This window comes from Streptomyces sp. NPDC051214 (assembly GCF_040682375.1).
Taxonomy (GTDB): domain Bacteria; phylum Actinomycetota; class Actinomycetes; order Streptomycetales; family Streptomycetaceae; genus Streptomyces.
Window position 1 is genome coordinate 105,282 of record NZ_JBFBAT010000013.1, and the last position, 25,949, is coordinate 131,230.

19 protein-coding genes and 2 pseudogenes are annotated in these 25,949 nt (G+C 69.3%); 12 read left to right on the forward strand and 9 right to left on the reverse strand.

What is annotated here, in order from left to right; genetic code table 11:
• The first annotated feature begins 755 nt into the window (after positions 1–755).
• The 4 genes and pseudogenes from AB0M70_RS30880 (at position 756) to AB0M70_RS30895 (ending at position 3,189) form a co-directional block, all read left to right on the forward strand.
• A complete protein-coding gene (locus AB0M70_RS30880) occupies positions 756–1,526 on the forward strand; it encodes a methyltransferase domain-containing protein (RefSeq protein ID WP_365825009.1) in 771 nt (256 codons plus the stop codon).
• Positions 1,527–1,919: 393 nt separating this feature from the next.
• Positions 1,920–2,219 (forward strand): annotated as a pseudogene (gvpJ, locus tag AB0M70_RS30885) (gas vesicle protein GvpJ); the annotation flags it as partial.
• Positions 2,220–2,414: 195 nt separating this feature from the next.
• On the forward strand, positions 2,415–2,684 hold the full coding sequence (locus AB0M70_RS30890; protein ID WP_365825011.1) for a DUF1905 domain-containing protein: 270 nt from the start codon (positions 2,415–2,417) through the stop codon (positions 2,682–2,684).
• 61 nt (positions 2,685–2,745) lie between these two features.
• Positions 2,746–3,189 carry a hypothetical protein gene (locus AB0M70_RS30895; protein ID WP_365825013.1) on the forward strand — a complete coding sequence of 148 codons (444 nt, stop codon included), beginning with the start codon at positions 2,746–2,748 and terminating at the stop codon, positions 3,187–3,189.
• A gap of 43 nt (positions 3,190–3,232) precedes the next feature.
• Here AB0M70_RS30895 and AB0M70_RS30900 read toward each other — a convergent pair whose 3' ends face one another.
• From AB0M70_RS30900 to AB0M70_RS30910, 3 genes are all read right to left on the reverse strand, one after another.
• Positions 3,233–4,438: an acetylhydrolase gene (locus tag AB0M70_RS30900; RefSeq protein WP_365825015.1), complete on the reverse strand. Its 1,206-nt coding sequence runs from the start codon at positions 4,436–4,438 to the stop codon at positions 3,233–3,235.
• A 267-nt stretch (positions 4,439–4,705) separates the two neighbouring features.
• On the reverse strand, positions 4,706–6,430 hold the full coding sequence (locus AB0M70_RS30905) for a glycoside hydrolase family 6 protein (protein ID WP_365825017.1): 1,725 nt from the start codon (positions 6,428–6,430) through the stop codon (positions 4,706–4,708).
• Positions 6,431–6,518: 88 nt separating this feature from the next.
• Positions 6,519–8,009, reverse strand: a complete 1,491-nt coding sequence (locus tag AB0M70_RS30910; protein WP_365825019.1) for a cellulose binding domain-containing protein — start codon at positions 8,007–8,009, stop codon at positions 6,519–6,521.
• Positions 8,010–8,288: 279 nt separating this feature from the next.
• On the opposite strand from AB0M70_RS30910, the gene AB0M70_RS30915 reads away from it, so the two are divergent.
• Together AB0M70_RS30915 and AB0M70_RS30920 are read left to right on the forward strand one after the other, a co-directional pair.
• On the forward strand, positions 8,289–11,192 hold the full coding sequence (locus AB0M70_RS30915) for a glycoside hydrolase family 48 protein (protein ID WP_365825021.1): 2,904 nt from the start codon (positions 8,289–8,291) through the stop codon (positions 11,190–11,192).
• A 301-nt stretch (positions 11,193–11,493) separates the two neighbouring features.
• A complete protein-coding gene (locus tag AB0M70_RS30920) occupies positions 11,494–12,288 on the forward strand; it encodes an MBL fold metallo-hydrolase (protein WP_365825023.1) in 795 nt (264 codons plus the stop codon).
• Positions 12,289–12,312: 24 nt separating this feature from the next.
• Here the strand turns inward: AB0M70_RS30920 and AB0M70_RS30925 are convergent, their stop codons facing one another.
• A complete protein-coding gene (locus AB0M70_RS30925) occupies positions 12,313–12,879 on the reverse strand; it encodes a hypothetical protein (RefSeq protein ID WP_365825025.1) in 567 nt (188 codons plus the stop codon).
• A gap of 220 nt (positions 12,880–13,099) precedes the next feature.
• On the opposite strand from AB0M70_RS30925, the gene AB0M70_RS30930 reads away from it, so the two are divergent.
• The 3 genes and pseudogenes from AB0M70_RS30930 to AB0M70_RS30940 form a co-directional block, all read left to right on the forward strand.
• On the forward strand, positions 13,100–13,705 hold the full coding sequence (locus AB0M70_RS30930; RefSeq protein ID WP_365825027.1) for a TetR/AcrR family transcriptional regulator: 606 nt from the start codon (positions 13,100–13,102) through the stop codon (positions 13,703–13,705).
• Between the two features lie 101 nt (positions 13,706–13,806).
• Positions 13,807–14,922, forward strand: coding sequence for an AI-2E family transporter (locus tag AB0M70_RS30935; protein ID WP_365825029.1), 1,116 nt, complete (start codon positions 13,807–13,809; stop codon positions 14,920–14,922).
• Position 14,923: 1 nt separating this feature from the next.
• A pseudogene (locus AB0M70_RS30940) lies at positions 14,924–15,064 on the forward strand (IS5/IS1182 family transposase); the annotation flags it as partial.
• A 168-nt stretch (positions 15,065–15,232) separates the two neighbouring features.
• On the opposite strand, the gene AB0M70_RS30945 reads toward AB0M70_RS30940, so the two are convergent.
• Entirely contained in the window at positions 15,233–15,910 is a 678-nt protein-coding gene (locus AB0M70_RS30945) for a hypothetical protein (RefSeq protein ID WP_365825031.1), read from the reverse strand.
• A gap of 633 nt (positions 15,911–16,543) precedes the next feature.
• On the opposite strand from AB0M70_RS30945, the gene AB0M70_RS30950 reads away from it, so the two are divergent.
• The 3 genes from AB0M70_RS30950 (at position 16,544) to AB0M70_RS30960 (ending at position 22,319) form a co-directional block, all read left to right on the forward strand.
• The gene (locus tag AB0M70_RS30950) at positions 16,544–17,740 is read left to right on the forward strand and encodes an MFS transporter (RefSeq protein ID WP_365825311.1); all 1,197 of its coding nucleotides are present in this window, start codon (positions 16,544–16,546) and stop codon (positions 17,738–17,740) included.
• A 130-nt stretch (positions 17,741–17,870) separates the two neighbouring features.
• Positions 17,871–18,053: a hypothetical protein gene (locus AB0M70_RS30955; protein ID WP_365825033.1), complete on the forward strand. Its 183-nt coding sequence runs from the start codon at positions 17,871–17,873 to the stop codon at positions 18,051–18,053.
• A 117-nt stretch (positions 18,054–18,170) separates the two neighbouring features.
• Positions 18,171–22,319 (forward strand): hypothetical protein, encoded by a 4,149-nt coding sequence (locus tag AB0M70_RS30960; RefSeq protein ID WP_365825035.1) that lies wholly within the window; start codon positions 18,171–18,173, stop codon positions 22,317–22,319.
• Positions 22,320–22,350: 31 nt separating this feature from the next.
• On the opposite strand, the gene AB0M70_RS30965 is transcribed toward AB0M70_RS30960, so the two are convergent.
• From AB0M70_RS30965 to AB0M70_RS30980, 4 genes are all read right to left on the reverse strand, one after another.
• Positions 22,351–23,037, reverse strand: a complete 687-nt coding sequence (locus tag AB0M70_RS30965) for an HNH endonuclease family protein (RefSeq protein WP_365825037.1) — start codon at positions 23,035–23,037, stop codon at positions 22,351–22,353.
• 389 nt (positions 23,038–23,426) lie between these two features.
• Complete coding sequence (locus AB0M70_RS30970; protein ID WP_365825039.1) at positions 23,427–24,395, reverse strand: NAD(P)-dependent alcohol dehydrogenase; 969 nt, start codon at positions 24,393–24,395, stop codon at positions 23,427–23,429.
• A 104-nt stretch (positions 24,396–24,499) separates the two neighbouring features.
• The gene (locus AB0M70_RS30975; protein WP_365825041.1) at positions 24,500–24,943 is read right to left on the reverse strand and encodes a hypothetical protein; all 444 of its coding nucleotides are present in this window, start codon (positions 24,941–24,943) and stop codon (positions 24,500–24,502) included.
• Positions 24,944–25,050: 107 nt separating this feature from the next.
• Entirely contained in the window at positions 25,051–25,812 is a 762-nt protein-coding gene (locus tag AB0M70_RS30980; protein ID WP_365825043.1) for a hypothetical protein, read from the reverse strand.
• Positions 25,813–25,949 lie beyond the last annotated feature (137 nt).

Consider the following 25,949-nt stretch of genomic DNA (forward strand, 5'->3'; position numbering starts at 1 on the left):
GGGGGCATCAGCCAGCAACCGAAACATGCAGTCGCCAGCCCGGGCAGCCTCTCCCGCCCCTGCTCCGAAAGATCAATTGCGGGACAGCCCTTGATTCGGTGTGCACCTGTTGTTCTTCATCTCAGCCACCCCCGCCCGGTCGACTGATTCGTGCGCGCTGCGCCCGTAGGACCAGGTAAGTCAGTAGGGCGGCGGTGAACATGATCAGAACGAAGGTCCGGAGCGCGAACCACAACAGACCACCAAGATCGAAGAAGGTCCCGAGCAGATTTAAAAGAATCGCGATGGAGAAGCTACTCCACGCCCAGTTCTTCGCTCTGATCTCCTTCGTGGTCCGCGGGGTGTGTATGACCATCCTGGATTCCTTCTCGTCGCAGGTGCGAGGCCGGGTTGCATAATTCGTCAAGGTGGTTGCACTCGTCTTGAGTGAGCTATCCCCGTCGCTCACGGCAGCGGCGATATGGCAGTCCGCGGAGAGAGCAGGGCGGCCTCCCCTCATACAAACCACGATTGTGCCTTCCCGTTGCCAGTTCAAGCCCGTCTCCGCACTCGCCGTTGACGTCGCCGAGGCGATCAGATCACCCTCCCGTTCCACGAAGTGGGCGGCGCGATGCCGGTAGAGGGAGGTTCGGCAGCTGAGGTGCTTTTAGGTGTACGGGCACGGATCGCACGGGTAGGTAGCCGCGCGTGGCGTTTGTCGCTGTCATAGCTGCGCGTCTGCGTTCGCGATCTTACGACCTGGGGGGTCATGCTCGATGAGCACAGCAGGGTCTGCAAAGTCAGTGTTAAAGACAGGGGTCAAGCGACTCCTGGGACGTGCCGGCTTCGACATCGTTCGGAGCACCAACAGCCGTGGCGGAGTGGACGACTTCATTCCGTTCGAGGCCACGATGCGGGCCGCACGGGCGGCCGGTCTGTCGGTCGGCGACTACGTCGATGAGGTCATGAACGGCACGCCCGGCGCCACCCAGTCCACCATCGATGAATTACGCGCCCTTGGCGTCTTCGCTGCCAACCCCGGCACGGTGTTGGAGATCGGCCCCGGCTCCGGGCGATACCTGGAGAAAACACTGAAGGAGTGCTCACCCGACCGGTACGAGATCTACGAGACGGCCCGCCCCTGGGCCGACCACCTCGTGGACACGTACAAGGTGGTCGCCCGACCGACCGAAGGGAGCAGTCTCGCCCCGACACCCGACGCCAGCATCGACCTCGTTCAGGCCCACAAGGTCTTCAACACGGTGACCTTCCTCTGTGCCTCCCGCTACTACTTCGAGATGGCACGCGTCACGCGCCCCGGCGGCCGCATCATCTTCGACGTGATGACGGAGAACTGCCTGGACCCGGCAACGATGCGCACCTGGGCGACGAAGGGCGGCGCGGGGCACGGCTCCTACCCAGCCACCATGCCCCGCCAGACATGCGTGGACCTCTTCGCGACCCTCGGCTGCAGCCTGGAGGCCGGATTCCTGGCCCCCATGGGCGTCGCCTCCACCGAGGTGCTTGTCTTCAAGAAGAGCGCCTGACCGCGAACGATCCGGCACGAGCCCCTGCCGACCTCATGACCATCCGGATTCCGGCAGGGGCAGCCCGCGTGGTCAACGTCGACGACACCGTCCGCGAAGGCCACGCATCCCGCTCTCCCGCTCCGCGCGGACGGCGTCCCCTCTCAGCGCGCGAAGGCCTGAACTTGTTTCCCGCTCTACCCGCAGGGCAACCGGCAAAGGCAGCACCCGGCGAGGTGCGAAGACTTTGCTCGGCAGAAGAGCAGTGGGGAGACGCGGACATGCCCAAGGCGATGACGTGACCACGGTGGCGAAGCCCCCGTCGACACGGTCACACACGCCGGGGAGCGAGGCCCGGAACCACGCGCGAGAACCCGAATCCCTCGGTTCGGACGGCATACGGAGGTAGCTGCGATGTTCCCGGCACAGCAGGGTGGCTCCTCACGGGGAACCAGGGGAACCAGCGGACTGTACGACGTCCTGGAGCTCATCCTCGAGCGAGGACTCGTCATCGATGCCGAGATTCGCATCTCGGTCATCGGCATCGAGCTCATCAAGATCGACGTGAGGATCGTCATCGCCAGCGTCGACACCTACCTGCGGTTCGCCGAAGCCTGCAACCGGCTCGACCTTGAAGGGGGCCCCGCCCAGCGTCCAGGTCTGCCCGAGCTGATCGGTGACATGACCGGGGGCGGGTCCCGGAAGGAGACACAGCGCACCGGTTCCACCCGTCGGCCCGGTGCGTGACGGACCGCTGCTCCTGCCCCACGCGGCGCATCGGCGCTCGGCGCGTCTCGAAGTATGTAACCCAGCGGCCTCTTCGTGCGCCAGCGATGAGTTTCGCCTCCTGCCTCTGTCCTATCTGGTGAACGCCAAGGCCGGCGTACTTCCGAACAGGTGGTATCCGAGATGGACAAGCAATTCACCGCGACCCTGCAGAAGAGTCCGAACAAGGGTGGCTGGACCTATGTCGTGTGGCCCCAGTCGGCCGAGTACTTCGGCACTCGCGGCCTGGTGAAGGTCCGGGGCACGGTCGACGGTCATCCGTTCCAGAGTTCGTTCATGGCTCTGGGGAACGGCACGCACAAACTGCCCGTGAAGGCGGACGTACGAAAGGCGATCGGCAAGGAAGAAGGCGACTCCGTGACCATTCGCCTGGAGGAACGGTTGGACGCCTGATTCCGGACACGACCGCGCCCTCTTGGTTGTCGGCTGCTCCGGGTGTTGGCATGATCGCGAGATGAGCGGAGGCGTGGACTGGTTGGCCCGGTGGGGGCGCTCGCTCTTCGAGCGGCAGCGGGCACCCGTCGAGTGGGCGGGCACGGTTCTGGAGTCTGCCGCGGTGCACCTGGGCAGGACCCCGGAGATCGAGGCCGCGGTGGCGCTCGCGGCGGACCGCACGCAATGGGCGACGGGCCGTGCCGTGTTCGACAGGATCCGCCGCTGCGGACTCGCACCGGACCAGCCCTCCCCTACCGCAGAGATCCTGTACTTCCGGCTCGCGGAAGTGGTGGCCAAGCTCGCCCACAACGCGGCTGGACCACCGCCGCCCTTCGACCATCACGCCGGCTGGCAGGTGGGGCCGATCGCCTACCGGCTGGCGGCCGCAGTCGGCGATCCGGCCCTGCGTGACTCCTTGGCCGCCGCCTTGGGCGATTGGCCGGAGCACCCCGAGCCCACATGAACTTCTAGGGGTGCGCCACCTCACCAAGGTGTCCGAACGTGCCTCACGGAAGGAACGTCACGGCCGGAAAGGCCGGCGACGGCCCGTCGAGCAAGTGCGCCGGGCGTCGGCGCAGGTGCTTGTCGAAGAACGCGAGCGGATACGCCTGCTGGATCTTCACCGCCTGCTCGGGATCGAGGGTGCCGATCATGTCCTGGAGCTGTTGCCTGCTCCATCCGTACAGCTTCGCCACCTGGGGGAAGAGCGCTTCGTTGTCGCCGTAGGAGATGTGGTTGGCGCCCCGCGCCTGAATGTCCAGCCGCCAGCCCCGCAGGAGCGACCAGAACGCCGCGGCTTCGGGGGCCGTGGCCCGGGTGAAATCGGCAGACATCATCATGAACGGTCGGTGCAGGTCACCGGCCAGCGGCGGCTTCATCTGCATCGGGCCGTCCAGGCCCAGCCCAGCCCGGATCCGCTGGTCCGCGAGCATGGCGCAGGCGGTGGCCGTCCCGCCCTTGGACCAGCCGAACACGCCCATGCGTCGCACGTCGAGGGAGCCTCGCAGTCCCGCCGGCAGCTTTCTGCGGCCGGCGTCGGGATTGCCCCCGGCGGCGAGCTGCTCGACACAGTCCAGGACGAAGCGCAGGTCAGCGGCGAAATCCCCGGGCATCGTCGGCGCGTCCCTGTCATCGAGCGGGACGGCGACGCGGCCGTCGGGGAATTCGGTGTAGGTGTCGTACTGGTGGGCCACCGTCACCACCGCGTACCCGTGGCTGGCGAGCTCCTGGACCATGACGGTGTGGTCGCCCTGGTGGCTGTGCGCGCCGTGGGAAAACACGACAACGGGCAGCCGCCCGCCCGTGCGGCGCACCGGAGCCCCCACCCGGCCGGACGTCATCGGCCCCAGCGGGGCCAGATCGCTGAACCCGGCGTCGGCGAGGAACGCCTGCAGGGCGCCTGCCGGCATCCAGGGCGCCACCGGGTAGCGCGTGGCATCGCGCGCCGGATACCAGACCGTGGCCATCAGCTCGCGGAAGTGGCCGGGGCCCGCGATGGCGTCCGGACGCGAGCGGTCGATGAGGTGCAGTGGGATCGCGCCCACCGAGTACGGCCCCCTCGGCTCCGGCAGCACCAACCGCCGCGCGCCCGGGGCGGCCCACGCGGTGCCGGAAACGCCGGCGAGCGGCACGGCCGCTCCGGCGGCCAGAGCAACCCCCATCATGTGGCGGCGCGTCAAACCTCTCCCGGTGATGAACGGCGTGGTGGTCATGGGCCCTCCCCTGGTGACGAGGCGTCAACCGTGCCCCGCGGCCAACCCGCGGACACAGGACGACGCTGTCACGTGCCCCTCCCCCGCGGCATCGGCCCGTCGATCACTTCCACGCCGATCGCATGAGCCCGCGGGCGTACGACCACGGACTGATCCCATCGGCAGAGCGAGCAGACGCTGACGAGCAACCGTGTCCGCCGGAGCTCGGGGCCGTATGCTCCCGGGCCCCGGCGGAATGCGATATGCGGAGTGCCTTGTGCCGTGTGCCTACAGCGCGGGGTAGGCGTTCTTCATGAGCTCCTGGAACTGGGCGGAGAACCAGTGGCCGGACACCGGTGCGTTCGGCAGCGCCCCGGACATGTGGTTGTTGTTGCGCGGGTTACCGGTGTACGTGGGGTCGCACATGCGGTCGAAGCCCTTGCCCTCGTCGTTGTCGATGGCCTTGCTCGAGCCGTCGGACTCGCCCGGCGGCTTCATCCACACGTAGGCGTCGATCCCGGTGGCCGGGTTGGCCTGCGGCCGCTCGCCGAGACCGGCGCCGGACTGGTTGCACCAGTTGCCGAGGTGGATGCGGCGGTCGTAGCGCCCGCCGTCCACGTACGTGTCGACGCTCGTGGTGGCGCCGGGGCCGGTGGGTCGGGCGGTGCCGCCCCAGCCGTTGCGTGAAGTGTCGATCAGCATGCCGAGGTTCTGGTCGAAGCCGAGCGAGACCAGCTTGGTGCGCATGGCCTGGGCGTACGACAGCTCATCGGTGTAGCGGTTCCAGTCGACCCACTTGGACTCGCGCACCGACTTGCCCGCGACGTTGTCGCCGATGGCGAAGTTGTCCTCCTTGAGTGCGCTGTAGTTGGCCGTGTTCACGATGAAGCCGTGGACGTCGGACAGCTTCGCGCCGTTGCTGGAGGCGGTCGTCTTGAACAGTTCGGCGGAGGGGCCGAAGTTGTCGTCCCAGCCGAGCCAGCCGTGGTGGCCCGCGTCGATGTAGTTGTAGACGTTCTTGATGTCACCGAGCTTGTCGAGGGCGTAGCCGACGCCCTTCTGGTAATTGCCGTTGGCCTTCATCACGTCACAGTTGGGCGTGGCCGTGGGCCGGCCGGAGACGTTGGTGACGAGGTTGGGCAGGGAGTCGATCTCGATCGTGGTGACGATGCGCAGATCCTTGTACTTGGCGTCGCCGAGGATCGCGGCGATGGGGTCGATGAAGTCCGTCTTGTACTTGTCGATCTCCGTGGGGCCGAGCTCGCCGTTGGAGGCCAGGGCGGCGCAGTCTCGGCCCGGCAGGTCGTACACGACGAGCTGGACGACTTGTTCGCCGCTGCCCTTCTGGGCGAGCGCCGCGTCGAGGTGGTCGCGCAGGCCCATGCCGTCGCCCACGCCGTTGATGGCGGCGATGCGGTCGAGCCAGACGCCGGTGGGCTGGTTGGCGATGCGGGAACCGCCGGCTTCGGCCTTGGCCTTCGCGGACCACTCCGGGTTCACGTACACCTTGGCTCCGGCGTACGGGTTGTCGACGCGGTCTCCGGGCTCGGTCGGATCGGTGGGGTCGGTCGGGTCCGTGGGGTCGGTGTCCCCGTTACAGGTGACGCCGTTCAGCTTGAAGGTGGCGGGCAGGGCGTTGCTGCCGCTGTAGGAGGCGTTGAAGCCGAAGGAGGCTGAGGCGCCGGTGGCCAGGTTGCCGTTGTAGGAGGCGTTCTTGGCGGTGACGGCGGCTCCGGCCTGGGTGATGTCGGAGTTCCAGCTGTTGGTGACCTTCTGGTTGCCCGCGTAGGACCAGGTGAGGTTCCAGGCGTTGACCGCGGCGCCGTTGTTGGTGACGGTGACGGCGGTGGTGAAGCCGCTGTCCCACTGGTTCTGCACCTTGTAGTCGACGGTGCAGGCCGGAGCCGCCGCCCCGACGTCGGGCTGTGCGACGGCGGTGCCCGCGCAGGCGGCGCCTGTGAGGGCGAGGGCGGTGAGCACGGCGGTGCCGGCTCTCGATCTGATACGGCTCATGGTGTGCGGTGTCCCTTCAGAGATGAGGAGATCGGTACGGGTACGGGTGCGGGGCGGGGCGGGGTGGCGCTCGTACGGTGTGGGGTGGTCATCCGTTGACGGTGCGCAGGTGATCGCGCAGGCCGACCCCGAATGCGGTGGGTGTGCCGTCGTAGGAGCTGATGAGGGACGGCCCGGAGGAGCAGTTCCAGGTGTTCCAGGTCCAGCCGAGGTAGGACTGCTTGCGATCGTCGAACCACTTCATGACGCGGTCGATGAACGCGTGGGAGCAGGTGTTCTCGCCGATCTCCCCTGCCACCAGCGGCACTTGGGCGGCGACGGGCCCCAGCGTGGAGTCCCAGCAGCTCTCGGTGGAGCAGGTGTTGAAGTTGTAGACGTGCCAGGCCGCGGCGAGATTGCCGGCCGGGTCGGAGGGCCGGTGGGCGAGCCACTGGCTGAGGTCGTTGGAGTAGGCCAGGCCGCCCGCGAGGATCACGTTCTTGGCGCCCGTGGCGCGGACGGAGTCGACGAGGTCCTGCATGCCGGCGACTTCGTAGCCGATGCCGGGGCAGGTGCCGCCGTCCTTCCAGCAGGCCCACGCATCGTTGATGCTGGAGGTGGCGCGGTCCGGGTACGGCTCGTTGAAGAGGTCGAAGACGACCGTCGGATCGTCCTTGTAGGTGTTCGCGACCGACGTCCAGAAGCCGGGTGCGTAGCGGGCGTCCGGCATCGGCTTCTGGCAGGTGGCGTGGACGTCGGCGCAGCCGGCCGAGTTCCCGGTGTACTGGCCGTAGGACCAGTGCATCTCCAGGATCGGCGTCATGCCGTGGGCCTTGACCTTGGTGACCAACTCCTTGATGGCGGACTGGTAGTGGGCGCCCGCGTATTCGGGTTTGATGTTGTCGAGGCCGAGCCAGCACTCCTCGTTGAGCGGGATCCGGACGGCGTTGGCCTTCCAGTCGGCGATGGCCGCCACGGATGCGTCGTCGACGGGTCCGTCGAAGATTCCGTGGCCCTGTACGCACATGAACTCGGCGCCGGAGCGGTTCACGCCGAGGATCCGGCGGGTGGCACCGGAGGCGTCGACGAGTTTGTTCCCGGAGACCTTCAGGGCCGGGGCCTCGCCCTCGCCGCCCGGATCGGTCGGGTCGGTGGGATCGGTCGGGTCGGTCGGATCGGTGATGTCGGTGTTGCAGGTCGTGCCGTTCAGCTTGAAGGCCTTCGGTACGGTGTTGGCGCCTGACCGCGATCCGATGAACCCGGCCGAGACGCTGCCGCCGGAGGGAAGCGCGCCGTTCCAGGACTCGTTGGTGGCGGTCACGGCCGTCCCTGCCTGGGACCACTTCGCGGCCCAGCCCTGGGTGACCTTCTGTCCGTCGGCGAAGGCGAAGGACAGGTTCCACCCGTCCTTGGCCGCACCGTGGTTGGTGACCTTCACGGCGGCCTGGAAGCCGCTGTCCCACTGGCCGGTGACGGAGTACTCCACCGTGCAGGCGGGGGCGGCCGCGGTCGCGGCGTCGGTCAGGGGGACGAGCGTGGCCGCCGAGACGACGCACGTGAGCAGGATTGCGTGGAACGCGTGACGCGGGGGGTGGCGCATGAGCGACTCCTTGCAGCTCGGGCGCGACCGGCTCAGGGCCGTCGCGTCGACTGATGGAACCGCTCCCACTGGTTGCTGGTGGACTGTAGAGAATGAACTGCCGTCAAGCAACAGAGGCGTTGGGAATTCCCTGCTGTCGAATTAATTCGACTCTTCAAGCCTCTTGACCCTTATTTCCCCGGTCCCCATTCTTGGGAGCGCTCCCACTGGTTCACAGGTTGTGACACCCACATCACAACGCCACCCCTCGCTCCTCGAACCGCAAGGAGGCACCAAGGCATGCCACAAAGACGGGCCCGGCGGCTGTGGACCGCTGTCGCGGCCACCCTGGCACTACCGCTCGCCACGCTCACCGCTCTCCCCACCACCGCCGACGCTGCGGCAGTCGCATGCAGCGTCGACTACAAGACCAACGACTGGGGATCCGGTTTCACCGCCGATCTGACGATCACTAATCGCGGCTCGACGGCGATCGACGGCTGGAACCTCACCTACACCTACAGCGGCAACCAGAAATTGGCCAACGGCTGGAATGCGACCTGGTCGCAGTCCGGTAAAGCGATCACCGCGAAAAGCCTTTCGTACAACGCGAAGATCGCGCCCGGTGCCGCCGCCTCGGCAGGCGCGCAATTCACCTACAGCGGCTCGAATGCGGCGCCCACCGATTTCGCGGTCAACGGCACCACGTGTGCGGGCGCCCATCAACCGCCGATCACGGTGCTCACCAGTCCGAAGGCCGGCGCGGTCTACTCGGCCGGCGACGCCGTCCCGCTCGCCGCCACCGCCGCGGCAGCCGACGGAGCAAGCGTCGACAAGGTCGAGTTCTACGACGACACGACCCTGCTCGGCACGGACACCACCGCGCCCTACGAGCTCAGCACCGACACCCTGGCGGCCGGAACCCACTCCCTGTACGCGAAGGCCCACGACAGTCAGGGCGCCTCCGGCGAATCGACACCGGTCGGCATCACCGTCGCGACGGGCCCCGCCCTGGTCGCCACGCCCGCCCAACTCGGCGTCCAGCAGGGCAAGTCGGGCACCTTCGACGTGAAGCTGTCGACGCAGCCGGCGTCCGACATCAAGGTCACGACGGCCCGCACGGGCGGCAACTCCGGCCTGTCCGTCTCCTCCGGAGCGAGCCTGACCTTCACGCCGTCGAACTGGAACACGGCGCAGAAGGTGACCATCGCGGCCGACGCCTCCGGCACGGGCGCGGCCACCTTCGGCGTAACGGCCCCGGGCCACACCAAGGCCACGGTCACGGTCACGCAGCTCGCCGCGTCCAAGACGTACGATGCCCGCTTCCTCGACCTCTACGGGAAGATCACCAACCCGGCGAACGGCTACTTCTCGCCGGAGGGCGTCCCCTACCACTCGGTCGAGACGCTGATCGTCGAGGCGCCTGACCACGGCCACGAGACGACGTCGGAGGCCTACAGCTACCTCCTGTGGCTGCAGGCGATGTACGGCAAGGTCAGCGGCGACTGGTCGAAGTTCAACGGGGCGTGGGGCCTCATGGAGAAGTACATGATCCCCACCCACGCGGACCAGCCGACGAACTCCTCCTACAACGCCTCCAAGCCCGCGACGTACGCGCCGGAACACGCCCTGCCGTCCCAGTACCCGGCGAAGCTCGACCCGTCGGTCTCTGTCGGCAGCGACCCGATCGCCGCAGAGCTCAAGAGCGCCTACGGCACGGACGACATCTACGGCATGCACTGGCTGCAGGACGTCGACAACGTCTACGGCTACGGCAACGAACCCGGCAAGTGCGAGGCAGGGCCGAGCGCCACCGGACCCTCCTACATCAACACCTTCCAGCGCGGTGCGCAGGAGTCGGTGTGGGAGACGGTGCCGCAGCCCACCTGCGACGCCTTCAAGTACGGCGGCAAGAACGGGTACTTGGACCTGTTCACCGGCGACTCGTCCTACGCCAAGCAGTGGAAGTTCACCAACGCCCCGGACGCCGACGCGCGGGCCGTGCAGGCCGCCTACTGGGCGAACCTGTGGGCCAAGCAGCAGGGCAAGGCCTCCGACGTCTCGGCGACCGTCGGCAAGGCCGCCAAGATGGGTGACTACCTGCGGTACTCGATGTACGACAAGTACTTCAAGAAGGTCGGGAGCTGCACCGGGCCGACGACCTGCCCGGCCGGCACCGGCAAGGACGCCTCGCACTACCTGATGTCCTGGTACTACGCCTGGGGCGGCGCGACCGACACCTCGGCGGGCTGGTCCTGGCGCATCGGCTCCAGCCACACGCACGGCGGCTACCAGAACCCGCTCGCCGCCTACGCGCTCTCCTCGGCCGCCGACCTGAAACCCAAGTCGGCCACAGGACAGGCGGACTGGGCCAAGTCGCTGGACCGGCAGCTGGAGTTCTACCGCTGGCTGCAGTCGGACGAAGGCGCCATCGCGGGCGGCGCGACGAACAGCTGGGGCGGCAGCTACGGCACCCCGCCGTCGGGCACGCCGACGTTCTACGGCATGTACTACGACGAGGCGCCGGTCTACCACGACCCGCCGTCGAACCAGTGGTTCGGCTTCCAGGCGTGGTCGATGGAGCGCGTCGCCGAGTACTACCAGCAATCTGGCGACGCCGACGCCAAGGCGGTCCTGGACAAGTGGGTCGACTGGGCCCTGTCCAAGACGACCATCAACCCCGACGGCACGTTCCGCATCCCCTCCACGCTCCAGTGGTCGGGCAAGCCCGACACCTGGAACGCCTCAAGCCCCGGTGCCAATACGGGACTTCACGTCACGGTCGCCGACTACACCAACGACGTCGGTGTCGCGGCGGCGTACGCGAAGACCCTGACGTACTACGCCGCCAAGTCCGGTGACACACGGGCGAAGACCACGGCGAAGGCGCTGCTCGACGGCATGTGGGAACACAACCAGGACACGCTCGGCATCGCCGTGCCCGAGACCCGGGCCGACTACAGCCGGTTCGACGACCCGGTCTACGTGCCGAGCGGCTGGACGGGCACGATGCCCAACGGCGACAAGATCGACTCCTCGTCGACCTTCACCTCCCTGCGCTCCTTCTACAAGGACGACCCCAACTGGTCCAAGGTCGAGGCCTACTTGGCGGGCGGAGCGGCGCCGACGTTCACGTACCACCGATTCTGGGCCCAGGCGGACATCGCGCTCGCCATGGGTTCGTACGCGGAGCTGCTCGAGTAACGCCCCGCCGACGGCAACTCCGCGCACACCGGGCCGGGCAAGGCCCCCTCCCCGGGGCCTCGCCCGGCCCTCATCAGCAGTAGGCGCCTGATAGAGATGGAGCACCGACACCGCGGTGAGCGCCCGGTACAAACTCACCGGCCTCAACCTGCCGGCCGGAGACCAACGCCGAGACGAATAGCAGAGGGTCGCGCGGGCTGCATCGCCCCTGCGTCGGCGCCCCATCTCGGGCCCCGAGTCGAGCTCAACTCGGGGGAATACGCCTGGCCTTGGGAACCCCGCCAGTGGCACCATCGGCCACATGCCCCCTTCCCTGCAGGTCGGCCCCTATACCGTCATCGCGCTGGTCGACGGCGAGGGCCCCTTCTTCTCCCCCAGGTCGCAGGCGTTCCCTGCCGCCACCACCCAGCAGTGGGCGGCTGCCGACCAGTTCGATCCCGGCGCAGTGGATGTCGAGGGGCGCTGGCGGCTGCAGTTCCGCGCGTTCGCGATCCGCAGCGACCAGGGTGTGACGTTGGTCGATGCGGGGATCGGCCCGGCCGACAGCCCGGCGGCCTCCTGGGCGCCCGTGCCCGGGGCGCTTCCGGCTTCGCTGGCCGCCGCGGGCATCGAACCATCCGACGTCGACACCGTGGTCCTCACCCACCTGCACACCGACCACGTGGGCTGGGCCGTCCTCGGCGGCAGGCAGCCGTTCTTCCCCAACGCCCAATACCTCCTGCAGCAGGCCGAACTCGACGCGCTCGAAGAGATCAACCCTCAACTGCAGTCCCACGTGATCGACCCACTTCAGAAAACCGACCAGCTACGCCTCCTGGACGGCGACGTTCCGCTGCCCAGCGGCGAACGCATCGTCGCCACACCCGGCCACACACCCGGCCACCAGAGCGTCCTCGTCACAGCGGGACGGGAGCAGGTCGCCGTCACCGGTGACCTCCTCGTGCACGCGATCCAGCTGCTGCACCCCGAACTCGCCTACGCCCACGAGATGGACCCGCAACAGGCAAGGTCCTCGAGGGAACAGGTGCTCCACAGCCCGGCCGTCACCCTGCACCTCGCGACGCCGCACCTGACCGAGCCGTTCGTCACCCGCTGACCCGCCCGCGACCGGGACATCCGGTCACTGCGTGGTGGTCCGACGCAGGCGGAAGGCGGAGAGGAGGAAGAAGATCCCGCCGAGCAATGCATAGCCGGCCAGCGCGCTCAGCGAGGCGTTGTCCTTGCCGGCCTGCGCGATGAAGGAACCTCCGGCGAGGGTGGACAGAGCGCCGCTGACGATCATCGGCCACTGGCCCGTCATGCCGCGTCGCAGGACGCCGACGATCAGTTGGACGAGTCCCGCGGTGATTGCCCAGAGCCCCCAGACGCGCAGGACGGCCGGGATTCCGGAAGCTGCCGCGGCGGCCAGGCCCGCAGTGGCCAGAGCGCTCAGCGCGATGTTCGCGTACAGAGCGCGCGCCGGTCCGCCCTGCGGTTTGGTGGCCCTGGCGTCGATGAGGGCGCACCCCACGTCGAACAGGGGATAGACCACCAGCAGCGTCACGCTGAGAGGACTCAGGGTGCGCGCGGAGGTGAAGAGCAGGACGGCCCACACGGCGGCGAACGTGAAGCGCGCGAGATACAGCTGGCGCAGCGCCGTGGAGCCACGCGCAGCAACAGGGGCCGGCGTGACGAGGGTCGTGTCCATTGGGGTTCCTTCCGGTGGAAGACAGCAGGAGATGAGGCCGGATCGACGGATCGACATACCGGAGCCATGTGGCGTGCTCATGGCGGCCTGCTCATGACTGACCGTGCCGCCCCCGACGACCAATGAGGGAGAACGTTCGGTCTCTTTCTCGATTCAAGGGCGTCGCCGTCCCGCTGTCAAGACCGAACGTTCTCCCTCACCGGCTGATACGGTTGCCGCCATGAGCGTGCGCACACAAGGCGGTACCGACGGCGAGAGCACATCCCCGGCGCGCTCGCGCCTGCTCGACACCGCGACCCGGATCTTCTACGCGGAGGGCATCCACTCCGTGGGCGTGGACCGCATCACCGCAGAAGCTCAGGTCACTCGCGCCACCCTGTACCGGCACTTCAAGGGCAAGGACGAACTGATCCTTGCCTACCTCCAACAGGCCGACCACGGCATTCGCGCGCAGGTCGCGGCCGCCCAGGCGCAGGACGGGCCGGCGGCCGACAACGCTCGGGCTATCGCCCGGAGCATCGCCGAGGGCATCCAGTACTCCGGCTTTCGCGGGTGTGCCTTCTTGAACGCGGCAGCCGAATACCCCGACGCGGAACACCCCGTGCACCAAGCCGTTCTGGCACACCGGCAATGGTTTCTGGAAACCGTCACGCGCGTTCTGGCCCAGGCCGGCTGCACGCCCGCCGACGCGGCGGGGCGCCACTTCGTCATGCTGCGCGACGGAGCCATGGCGGCCGGCTGTCTCTACGACCCGACGCTGATCTGTGAAACGTTCCTGGACGGCGTCGAAGGCATCCTCTCCACATCCACAACTCCCGGCGCCTGAACGGGTCTACTGGTATGCGGCACACGGCGGATCCCTGAAAGCAGTGCATCCACGGGGCTGCAGTGCACCCGTGGGACGGAAGTTTCCATAGGGTGTCCCCCATGCCTGCCACGCTGAGTTCCACGAAAACCGCTGCCGCGCTCCGCCGCTCGGCGCGGGTCTCCGCCGAGTTGCTGCTGGTCGTTCTGGCCGCGACGGCGGCCCTGTGGGTCGTGGGCCGGATGTGGTCGGTGATCTGGCCGCTCATAGTGGGCCTGTTGCTCACCACGCTGACCTGGCCCCTGGCTCACTTCCTCCGCCGGCGCGGGTGGCCCCCGGCCTTGGCCGCCTCAGTGGTGACCGTGCTGTTCCTCGTGGCCGCCGCGGGCGTCGTGGCGCTGATCGCGGTGCCGGTGGCCTCCGAGGCCGGCGAACTGAGCGACGGCGTGGTCGAAGGCATCGAGAAGTTGCGCCAGTGGGCCGCCGGGCCGCCCCTCAACATCGACGACGCCCAGATCTCGGGAGGAGTCGACTCGGTGACCGACCGGATCAAGGACAGCGTCGGCAGCATGGTCAGCACGCTGTTCACCGGAGTGAGCACCGTGCTGAACGGCCTGGTCACCGCGATCCTGGCGCTCTTCTTGATGTTCTTCTTCCTGAAGGACGGCCCCCGCTTCCTTCCCTGGCTCACCCGTCAGCTCCCCGGCCGGCTCGCCACCGACATCCCCACCGTGGCCGCCCGCAGCTGGGACACCCTGGGCTCCTTCGTACGCTCCCAGGCACTCGTCGGCCTGCTCGACGCGGTCTTCATCGGCCTGGGTCTGTGGATCCTGGGCGTGCCCCTCGTCCTCCCGCTGGCCGTACTGACCTTCATCACGGCCTTCGTGCCCATCGTGGGCGCCCTGTTCGCCGGCGCGGTAGCCGTGCTCATCGCCCTGGTCTTCAACGGCCTGACCGACGCGCTGATCGTGCTCGCCATCATCGTCGTGGTCCAGCAACTCGAGGGCAACGTCTTCCAACCGATCATCCAAAGCCGCGGGCTCGGCCTGCACGCAGGCGTGATCCTGCTTGCCGTCACCCTGGGCTCCAACCTCGCCGGGGTCGTGGGAAGCCTCCTGGCCGTACCAGCGACCGCCCTGATCGCGGTGATCTGGAACTACGTGCGCGAACAACTCAGCGACCCACCCCAGGACCCCGAAACCGACCCCACACACCCGGGCGCCCCAGCCCCCTCGTAGCATCGAGCCGTTCACCGGGCTGAGGCCGGCACGGTTCAACCGGCTGGTCGCGCTGGTGCGACGTCGTGGCAGCGATGTGCAGCGGGGCCGGCCGTGGCGATTGCCGCTGGAAGACCGGGTGTTGCTCGTGGCCACCTACTGGCCGTAAGTACGGGACAGCCTTTAGACGAGGCATGCAAATCCGGCTGCGCTGCGAGCACGTCGGTACAGATGCGAGAACGCCGCGTGCTCGCATCGCACGTTCGTTGAACAGATACGGGAGCTGACGTGCCGCCACGCGGGGCGGACGAAGGCCGGGCATTGCACCGCGTTACGGCCGCTTGGCGCTCGCCTTTTCGAGTTCCCGCAGGATGGCCGTTTCGTCTCGTCCCCGTACGGTCTCTTCCAGGCCGTGGCCGCCGCGCTGGGAGAACCGCTCGCCCTTGGCGAAGTCGTCCTCGCTCAGCACCTGGCCGCACCACTCCCCTCGCCCCGCCACACGGTCGTCGAACGGCACGGCGGCGCCCTCTCCGAGAACCACCCAGTGGCCTGCGTCCCAGCGCAGGGCAAGGACATATGTGTGACCGGTCTCGAGCCGGGGTGCCTCCGGAGCCGTGCGCTTGATTCGTTTGCCGCTCCGGTACACCGACCAGCCTGGCGCGGTCATGTCGAACGTGCTTCCCAGCTCATGCCGAGGGGTGGCGGCAGACCAGAGCACTTTCTCCTTGCGGAGCGTCAGTGCGCGCTCGATCGTGTACCGCACCGGCCCCTTGGCGAGGTCGTGCCGCTTGCTGTCGCGCTCGGCAGTCGGCAGCGCCACGACCACGTGGTCCGCGCCGGCCTTCCAGTCCGCTGCGCTCTGCGAGGGGTAGGGGTCGTCGGCGGCGCCGCAGCCCCCCACGGCGCGAAGTCCTGGCCGGCCGATCAGTACGCCTGCAGTGATTCCGGCGAGCGCCAGCAGAGCTATGGCGGGTCTACCGGACAGCGGGTGGCGAACCGTGAACTGCAACTCAGATCTCCCGTTCGAGAACAGCATTGGACCATTCAGGTTGTATGGGTGTTGATCACTTTTATCGCCGGTTGGTTCCGAGATGGCGACAGCAGGTAGCTGCCTGCGGGGACGTGGCTGCGAAGGGAGACGGGGCCTCGCACCGGCTGTTGAAGGACACGTCACGGCAGGCGAAAGCTCCGTTGCGGCTGCGATTCGCTGCGGAAGCGTGCATGCTTCGGCCATCGTCGGCGCAGGTGCCTGGCGGTAACGGCCGGGCCTGGCAGGGATGGGCGGGCGGCAGCGGGGCGCGTCGGGGCCGTGCGGGCAGGGCAGCGTCCGCGCCGGGCGGTACACAGGTGGCGCTCCCCTGGGGTCAGTGGCGCGGCTGGTCCGGTCGAGTACCGCGCCTTCAGGACGCGGCGGCTCGAGGTGCTCCTCGCGGACTTCACCGCGAGCCAGGCGAGCCAGACACCACGGACCTGAGTCGGCGCACGCCCTGACCTCGATGTTCCGTCGCCTCGCCTCGCCTCGCGTCACGTCTCGTTGATCGCGCGTCCGCCATGCGCGCACGACACCACGCCAGCACCGCAAAACGCCCGCCGCCTCCAGGCGGCGACTACGGTTCCGGTTGTGACTGATCGTCAGAACGCCGTGCCGGACCGTCAACGGGGTGGCTATCTCCGGGCCGCCGGCGCCTTCGCCGTGTGTATGGCCGGCACCACTCTCCCCACCCCGCTCTACGGCCTGTACCAGGACGAGCTCGGCTTCTCCGAGCTGATCGTGACGGTCGTCTTCGCCGTCTACGCATTCGGCGTGATCGGTGTCCTGCTGCTCGCGGGCAACGTCTCGGACACTGTCGGCCGCAGACCGGTCCTGCTCTGCGGGTTGGGGCTCGCCGCGCTCAGTGCGGTGTGCTTCCTGCTGGAGGGCGGTCTGCCGCTCCTCTACCTCGGGCGGCTCCTGTCGGGACTGTCCGCCGGTCTGTTCACCGGCGCGGCGACCGCGTACGTGATGGAGTGCGCCCCGCCCGGCAAGGAGGGTCGGGCCGCCTTCGCCTCGACCGCGGCCAACATGGGAGGCCTCGGCTGCGGCCCGCTGCTCGCGGGGCTGCTGGCCCAGTACGCGCCGATGCCGCTGTCCCTGCCGTTCGTGGTGCATCTTGTCCTGGTGGGGCTCGCGTTCGCCATGATCTGGTCGCTGGCCGAGACCGTGCGCGCGCCGAAGGCCCTGCACACGGCACGACCGCAGGGGCCCAGCCTGCCGCCCGAGGTCCGCAAAGTCTTCGTACCCGCCGCACTCGCGGCCTTCGTCGGCTTCTCCCTGCTAGGGGTGTTCACCTCGGTGTCCCCCGCCTTCCTGACGCACACGCTCGACGTCACGAACCTCGCCCTCGTCGGGCTCATCGTCTTTTTGGCGTTCTTCGCATCCACCATCGGCCAACTCCTGGTCAGCAGGCTCGGCGTGGCACGGGCGCTGCCCCTCGGCTGCCTCCTGCTGATCGCCGGCCTGGGTCTGTTGGCGGGCGCGTTGGCCTGGGAGAAACTCCCGTTGGTGGTACTCAGCGCGCTGGTGGGCGGTGCGGGTCAGGGACTTGCCCTGCGGGCCGCGGTGGCAGGCGTCGCGGCCGCCGCCCCTGAGGCACATCGGGCAGGCGTCATCTCATCGCTCTTCGTGGTCGCGTACACGGGCATCTCGATCCCCGTCATCGGCATCGGCGTGCTCTCCGAGCCACTCGGCCTTGAGGAGGCCGGGCTGGTCTTCATCGGTGTCATGGTGCTGCTCGCCGCTGCCGCCGGCACCTATCTGGTGCGTCGCCCGGCAGTGGGCGTACGCCACGGGGGTTCGTGACTCGTCCTCGGCACGTGTCGAGGACGAGTCACGCAGCAAGCGTGATCAGCAATGCGCGGGGCACTCGGCGAGGAGCGGCGGGGCCACCGGAATCGCCTGTGGTTCGCCGTTCATCGACAGGAGAAAACACATGCTGGCACTCGGGGCGGCCGTACTGTTCTTCATCGCCTTCCTCATCCAGGCGACCGAGACGTCGACGGAGGCAATCTTCAGCCCGACCAGTCTCATGCTCGTCGGGCTGACCCTTCTCGCGTTGCACGTGGGTGGCGTGGGGTCGGGCTGGTCCACACGGAGACGCGGAGGCCGACGCTGAGCCTCGGCGGGCTCAGACCAACTTGGCGCATGGGCCCGGCAAAACCGGCCGGAAGGCCGGGCATGCAAAGCCGGGGCCATGTCCGCCTTGTCAGTGCCAACTGGCACGATCAGAGCCATGACCAGCCACACCGACACTCCCGTCCCACTCCCGGCCAACCACCGCGTCTCCGAGACCTACGCCGACTGGGCGCGCACACAAGAGCCGGGCACCGAGCCCACCGCGCGCGCCGTACTCGACCAGGCCGACCGGAAGCGGGGGCGGGCCTGGGAGAAGCCCGGCCGGTTCGTGGACGACATGGAGAGGTTGGCCCGGGGTCTGCCGGAGGCCCATCTGCCCTGGTTCTGGGACACCATCGGCCATTGGCTGTTGGAGACGCACCGACGTTCGGCGGCCCGCGCCTACGGCCAGGCGCGGGCCGCCGAACGCGCGCACCGGCTGCCGGTCGACCCCGCATGGCGACGGGCGAATGTGCTGCTGTTCGCCCGGTTCGGCGCCCTGCCCACCGTCGAACTCAGTGGTCACCACACCTGGCTGGCCGAAATCCTCGAACCGGGCGACGCACACAGCGAGTTCGTCCGCCTCCTGACGACCTGGGCGGCGTCGCCCGGCGAGCTCCCCGCCGACCTGGCCCGCCGGGTCCGCGACTCGGCCCGCGCCGCCGGTCTCGGCACCGAGGAGGAGGCACAGGTGCTGGGCGAACTGCTGGCGGGAGCTCGGGGCAAGGCCGTACCCGACCGGCTGCTCGACGCCGCCGCCGGACCGCTCAGCGCCCACCCGCCGACCGACGACCAAGCCACCGCGCTGCTCGACCTGTTCCCCGAGTCGAAGAACGACGCGGCTGCCTGGCTGCGGCTGCTCATCCGCTGCGGTGCCGCCGACGCCGCGGCCACCGGACGCATCACCCCCGAGGGCGGCCTCGGCGACTGGCTGCGCCGCTACTCGGCCGGCTACTCGCACCGCCGTGTCGCCGGCGGCGGCGTGACCAGCCAGCCCATGCCGGCCGAACTCCTCGACCTGGTAAGCCGATTCGCACCGCTGCTCCGGGCGGCCGGCACCCCGGTAACGCTGCACGAGGACCGCTACCGGTGGCCGCACCTGGACGCGGACCTGCTCGACCAGTGCCTCGCCGAGGGCGTGCCCGTCGAGGACCCCGGCGCCGCCACCCGCTTGGAGTTCTGGGGCGAGCGCTCGCAGCGGGACCTCAAGGCACTCGCCGCCGACCCGGTGTTCGGGCCCCGCCTGGAGGGCACCGTGCACGCCGGGCCCCGTACCAGCAGCGGTGGCAGCGTCGGGCCCCGCACCGGCACCGCCATCAGCAGACTCCCGCACAACCCAGGCGTTGCCGCCGAGGTGCACACCCGGGTCGAGAAGCTGCTCGACGCCCTGCGCGGCGGCGGCCTCGCCGCAGCCGACGAAGCCGTCGACGAACTGCGCGAACTCCTCGACCGGCCCACCGCCATCGCCCTGGACGGCATCGAGGAAGCCCTCGACGCCCTCGACCTCACCGGCCCGCTGGCCCGCAGCCTGCGCGCCGGACTGCCCGAGGAGCTGGGCTGGCCCGCGCTGGAACAGGCCCTGTCCGAGTTCCGGCCGGACGAGACCGTGCACGTCACCTGCACCTGGCCGGTGCTCACCGTGTATGGGGAAACGCGCGCCGTCGCCGTCGACCACGCCGGTCGTCGCGGCGAGCACACCCTGAAGCTGACCGACGCCTCCCGTAGCCACACCGTGCACTGGGTGGGCGGACAGTTCCTCGTCGCGTGGAATGAGAACGAGGGCGACTGGCGGCCCGGCAACGCCTACTGGTCCGACCGTCCCGACGAGACCTTCGAACCGGAGGAGACATACGGTCTTGCCCCCTACGGCGGCAGCATCCAGGGCGGCCTCGGCTATCACTTCGAAACCCCTGACGGCGACGGGCGCTTCGACGGCGAACGCGTCCTGCGCCCCGGCGGCCACGAGGGCATCGGCCACCGCGACTACCAGATGTACGACGGCCACGCCTTGTGGAGTTCCGAGGTGTTCGGCGAACGCCGGAACGGCTGGGCCCGCTGCGACGTGGACACAGGTACCCGCACCGACGACCACACCCTGCCCGCATTCCACCGCCCCGCCGAAACCCCGCCCGGCACCGAGCCCTTCCCCGACCACCGGATCCTCGCCGCGCTGCCGCCAGGCGCGCCGCCCTCTCCGCTGGGCCAGGACGGGCGGCTCACCGGCTGCCGGGTCCGCTACCGCACGCCGTACGCCGGGCCCTCGCCCCGCGAATTCGTGCTGGAAAGCATCGACGGCCGCACCGCCTCCTACCGCAGCCGCACCTGGGGGCGCCGCCCCTGGGGCATTCTCGCCCTGCCGCTCGGCGGGGAGGACGCCGTCGTGACCGGCAGCATCACCATCCGCAGCCACGCCGCCGAGGACAACTCCCTTCTCTGGCAGGTCCGGGGCTTCCCCGGCAGCCGTGACCGCTCCCCCGTACGCGCCACCCTCGGCGAGCAGGCCGGACCGATGCCGCCACCCGCCTACTGGCACTTCCTCGTCCCCCGTGACGAGGCATCCTCCACAGCCCTGCGGACCGTCACCGACACCGACATACGCCGGCTACTGCAACCCGGGAGCGGCGACCATGCACCTCACCCCCTGCCCGGCGTGACCGACCCGCGGATGAGGGCCGGCGTCGACCGCGCCGCCCGACTCGCCGCCGATGTTCTGCGCCGCCGCCGGGAACTGTCCCACCGGGTCGCCGTCATGCGGTCGGGGCCGGTCGTCGTCCTGCCCGACCCGGCACTCGACACCCGTCTCGTCCCCGCCCTGCGCGACCTGCTGCCCCAACTGCGGGGCTTCGAGGAGCATCCGCCGCAGCCGCAGCCCGCGCTCCTCACGTCGGTCGCCGCCGACGGCAGGTACCTGCGTGGTGAGATCGAGGACGAGGTCCGGGTGCTCGCCCTGCCTGCCACCCCGCCCGAGTGGGCAGTGCTGACCGGCCGGATCGACGCGGTTGCCTGGCGCGCCGCCACCGCCGCCACCCCCGACGAGGAACGGCAGGCCCTCACCGCGCTGCTCGGCGTGTGGAGTCGGCAGCCGTTCGCCGAGGCCGACAGCGCCTGGCGGGTGGGCCGCGCCCCCGAGCAGCGGATCGCCGAACTCCGCGCCGCCGGTGCCCTGATCGCCTCCGGCCCCGTCCGCAGCGGCCTCGCCGCCTTCCTCCAACGCGCCGCCGACCCCGCGCCCGCCGACGCCGAGGAGTGCGAGACCCACGCCATCACCGGCGACGACACCACGCGGCTGCCGCGCCTGCTGGCCCTGCTCGCCGGGCACGGGCCGTTGCCGATGCCCGAGGAGGCGGTGGACCTGTTCCGCTGGCGCACCGGCGTCCCGCGCCAGATCGCCGCCCTGGTCCTCGACGGGTTCGCCAGCAGAGACAACTACGACGAGCACCGCAAGCTGCTGCGTACCAAGCCGTACAAGGCCGACCAGAAGACCGTCTGGGCGTACGACGCATTGCGGGGACAGCTCGGTCCGGCCGGCCGGCGCATCGTGCTCGCGGCGGCCCTGCCCGCGGATCCGGCCCAACTGTGGGCAATCGGCGGTATGACCGCCGCCGCGGACCGGATGGCCGCCGCTTGGAACGGACTCCTCGATGCCGCCCCGTACACCGACGACGGCAGCCATGCCGCCGCCCTCGCCGCAGACCGTGGCCTTCCCGAAACCTGGGCTACCGCCCTGCTCACCGGCCACGCCCCGGAGTTCCTGGACACCGAAGGGGTGCGGGCCGCGGTAACCGCCATCACCTGGGCGCTCACCGAACGCCCGATCGGCGACCCGGCCGCGGCGGGCGCCCGCGCCCTCATCGACCACCTCACGGACGCCCCCGCCGACCTCCGTGCCGCCCTGCGCCGACTGGCGGACCGGTCCGCCGACACCCCGGTCCCCCCGGGCCAGTACGAGACCAACCCGCTGTTCAGCGTCCCGGCCCTGGTGGACGAGGCAGCGGCAGCCCTCGGCGTGGGCCGCGACGCGGCGGCCCTCCACCTCCAACTGCACGCCCTCGACCGGCCGGCCGACCGCACCGTCCGCCGCTGGAACACCTGGACCCTGGACCACCACCGCGCCGTCCGCAAGGAACTCACCGCCGCCAAGGCCCCCCGCCCGGCACCCCCCACCCCGACGGACGGCCCCGCAGCCCTCGCCGTCCCGATCCCCGTTCACGAACGGTTCGCCCAAGCCTGGGCGGAGCGGGGCCAACCGAAGGCGCGGCGTGGCTGACTGACCGTTTCAGCCCCTCCCCGCTGCCGGGCTAGGACGCCGCGGTGTAGGTGACCGCGGTGTCCTTGCACTGGCCGGACGCGAAGACGGCGATGGCGTCAAGCTCGGCCGGATCCGCGGCCAGGTCCCAGCGCAGCTTGGTGCCCACCCACTCCGCGACATAGCGGCAGTGCGCGGACGGCGACGGCGGCAGCCACTGGGCAGGGTCCTGGCCGGCCTTGGCGTGGTGCGTACGGGTGGTGACCGCGACTAGGGAGGCCGGGGCTCCCAGGTCGTTGGCGTAGGCCTCGCGGTGGCCCTCACTCCACTGGGACGCACCGGAATCCCATGCCTCGGCAAGGGGGACCAGGTGATCGACGGCGATCTTGTCGACATCCTCGACTTCCTGGGAATCGTAGTAAGACAGCCACTCACCGCCGGAGAGTTCGCAGCCCGCACCGACGGACGGCGCCTCGGCGGCCTCGGCGATCAGCACCTCGGCACGGGTGTCGCAGCCGTCGCCCTTCTCCGCCCCGGCGTTCCAGTGCTTGAACGCGGCGCGGGCATAGCCATGCCGGCGCTCGTCGGAGACCGGGAGGCGGTGCACGGCGTCGGCCAGGGTCGTGGTCTGGGCGTCAACGGGCTGCGCCCGCGCCGGAGTCGGCGTGACGGACGGGGCGAGGAGCGGGACGAGGGACAGCGTGAGCGCGGTCAAGCCGCGGGCAACGTTTTTGATCACCCAGGCAGCCTTCACCGCTTCCGGACGCGGTCTGCGGGCACGCGCCGAAGCGTCGGCCAAGTGCAGAAAAAGTTCACCGCAAAAACGTTCACCCCCCATCGAACAGGACAGAAGAGAGCTGGTAGCGGAGAGGACGAGAGAGATGTACGCAGGAGTCTTGGCAGCCCCCGGCGGCGGGCCCGACGGTCCCCCGTGGCTTGGCATCACTTTCGCCGTCGTGGCGGTCGTCGTAGCCGTGTTCTTCGCAGTGAGCCTCTTGCGAGGCCGCGGGAAGTGACGGGAAGTAAGAGGAAGTGGAAGCGGAAGGCGGGTGACACCGGCCGGGGCTGTCGCCCTCCCTTCTGCTGTCGGTCGTAGCGGGTGCGGCTGGTGCCGCGATCTCCCTCAGCTCATACGGTCACGACGATCTTGCCCCGGGGGTGGCCCGTCTCCAGGTGCTTGATCGCCGTGACGGCTTCATCGAGCGGGTAGGTGCGGTCGATGGCCGGTGTGATCGTGCCGTTCTCGGCGAGCTCCTTGAGGGCCAGCAGGTCCTCGTGGCGCACCCTCGCGATCACGCTGCTCAGCGTCTGGCCGAGGCAGGGCGAAAGTACGTAGCCGCCGAGCTGGCGCCCCATTCCGCCCACCCAGTCACCGCCGCCTTCGCCCCCGACCATCACCAGGACGCCTTTGGGGGCCAGAGCGCGGCGCAGCAGAGACAGCGGGCGGTTGCCTGCGGTGTCCAGGATGATGTCGAACAGCTGCTTGGAGTCGGTGATCTCCCCGGTGGTGTAGTCGATGACGTGGGTGGCGCCCAGGGCCCGCACGAAGTCCGCACCGGCTGGGCCGCAGACGGCGGTGACCTCAGCTTTCTGCGCGACGGCAAGCTGTACGGCATAGGAGCCGACGCCGCCGGAGGCGCCGATGACCAGAATCTTCTGGCCTGGTTCGGGGCGGGCCTTGCCGCTGAGGGCCTGGTAGGCGGTGACGCCGGAGACGGGGAGAGCCGCGGCCTGTTCGAAGGTGAGGTTGTCGGGCTTGGGCGCCAGCTTGTCGGCCTTGGCGCAGGCGTACTGGGCCAACGAGCCGTCGCCGCTGCCGAAGACCTCCTGCCCCGGCTCGAAGCGCGTCACCTTCGCACCGACCGTCTCGATCACTCCGGAAAGGTCCCAGCCGCGGACCGGGTTCTTGGGCTTGCGCGGGCCCAGAGCGAGGCGGGCGATGTAGGGCTTGCCGGTCATGAGGTGCAGGATGCTCGGGTCCACCCCGGCGGCATGCACCTGGACCAGCACTTCGTTGTCCTTGGGAACGGGGCGCTCGACGTCGCGCAGCTCCAGGCGGTCGACGGTGCCGTAGGAGTCTTGGGCGATGGCCTTCATGGGCCCTCCTGGTGGGGAGACTGCCCAGAGCATGGCGCCAGGTCGACCTGCTGACCAGCCTCCCGGTGGCTGTGAGAGTACGACGGTCAGGGAGTGACCTCTGGTCAAAGTTCGTACGGATGGAGAGCGATCTTCCTGCGCTCTATGAAGAGCTCGACCCACGTGCCGGCAACACCTTCGGGCAGCTCCTCGGCAAGGTCCAGCAGAATCTGCGAGCCGTCGAAGTCCAGCACGGCCGCGCCGTCCACGGTGAGGTCCAGCCGTCCGCGCAGGACAACGCAGTGCCCGCCAGGTCGGACTCCCGGCCCGACGCCGACAGCCGGCTTCGCGTTCCACCCCCAGACGATGCACTCATGGACCGTCCACTCAACGTGGTACTTGCCCGGCTTCGCGGCCTGGTCACCGCACCAGCGCACCGCTGTTTCGCCGAACGGCGTCCGGACATGTGCCAGCCAGGGACTCGAGGGAAACTTTGCGACCTTCACCAGTTCGACCAGCATCGCTCGATCATGCAGCATGCGGCATGCCTGGTCGATGGCGGTAGTCACGTCCAACACCCGACGCACTGTCCACCACGTCACCCCGGACTTGCGCTCCAGCAGGGGCAGGACGCTGGTGGTCCCACCCTCTGCTTCCCCTGCCCGGACTCCACTCCCTACAAGCCGACCGGGAGGACGTCGAGTACGGCCAGCGGTCCCGCCACCCCGATGGCTGCCAGCGTCACGGTCGCGGCGAGGGAAAGGAGGCAGACGAGGGCGGCGAAGGCCAGCGTGCCGGCAGTTCGGGGGCCCACCTGGGCCACTTGTTCGGCAGCCGTCGGATCGTAGAGGATCTGCACCTGCTCCGCGGACTCGTAGGCGTCCGTGAGTTGACGGGCCCGCCCCTCGATGTCCGTGAACTCGTAGGTACCGGAGTACAGCTTGCGCCCCTCGACGAGGACCCCGCAGGTGCGGAGCCGCCACGTCTCTCGGGCCATCTCCCAGCCCGCGCGCACGCCGTGGCGGAGCGGGACCGCGACAATGCCGATCAACCAGCACGCCAGGGCCACGTACCACTCAGCCGCACCAGAAACACCCCTGATCAGCATCGCCGCGGCTGCCAGCAGGTAGAGCGACACCGAGCAACGCAAGGCCACGCGGCGCCAGTCGGTGGCCGGCTTCGCCACCGGTACCCGCGTCACCAACAGGGCTCCGTCGGCCCGGGGTTGGGTCTCGTCGCGAATTGGCAGGGACTGCCTCAGCGTATGGGCCAAGGCGAGCACGCCAGGAGCACTGCGGCTGTAGACCGTCAAGGACTCCCGGTCACCCGCCTCCGGCGCGGTGAGTACGACCACAAGTCTGCGCCCCTTGGGCCCCTTGACCTCCACCCGCTCGATCGCCGCGACCGGTATGCGCCTCTCGGAAGCACGTGACTGCACGATCAGAACGCCCTGATGCAGCCGGGTCACAGAACCGCGGCGGCGTCCGGGCAGGATCACCGGAGAGGTGGCCTTCCCCGCCGCGCTCGCAGCCTTTCTCGCAGCCTTGCTCGCGTTCGCAGCCGCGTCCGTAGCCG